The organism is Porphyromonas sp. oral taxon 278 str. W7784, from assembly GCF_000467855.2.
Lineage (GTDB): Bacteria > Bacteroidota > Bacteroidia > Bacteroidales > Porphyromonadaceae > Porphyromonas.
On the sequence record NZ_KI259257.1, the window covers coordinates 18,028 to 18,534 of the forward strand.

Consider the following 507-nt stretch of genomic DNA (forward strand, 5'->3'; position numbering starts at 1 on the left):
GGTACTGAATTTGAAAGCTAATCACAACCGTCAACTTCGACGGCTCGGAAAAAACGGAGCTGTATTAGCTGTATCGAAGGTACTGAATTTGAAAGCTAATCACAACGACTAAGTACCTTAACTCTCAGTCTGAGAAGCTGTATTAGCTGTATCGAAGGAGGTACATTTGAAAGCTAATCACAACCTCACCTGACACCTAAGCGACTGCAAAGGTGCTGTATTAGCTGTATCGAAGGTACTGAATTTGAAAGCTAATCACAACTCAGCTGTAGCTGTGCATCCCAACTCCCCCGCTGTATTAGCTGTACCGAAGGTACTGAATCTGGGGCTAGGGAGCAAAAGCCTTTAGCGAGGGGCGCTATGAGAAGAGGTTATACAAAGGAGATGGGATTCTTTTTAGGCTCGGCTTTTTGGGAGAGTATCCCTAAGTTTGGAGGGGTGGTCTTGCCCGTAAAAAGACTGGACTTGGATAGCCCTAAAAAACGACCTACGGTAGGTCGCCGAAAA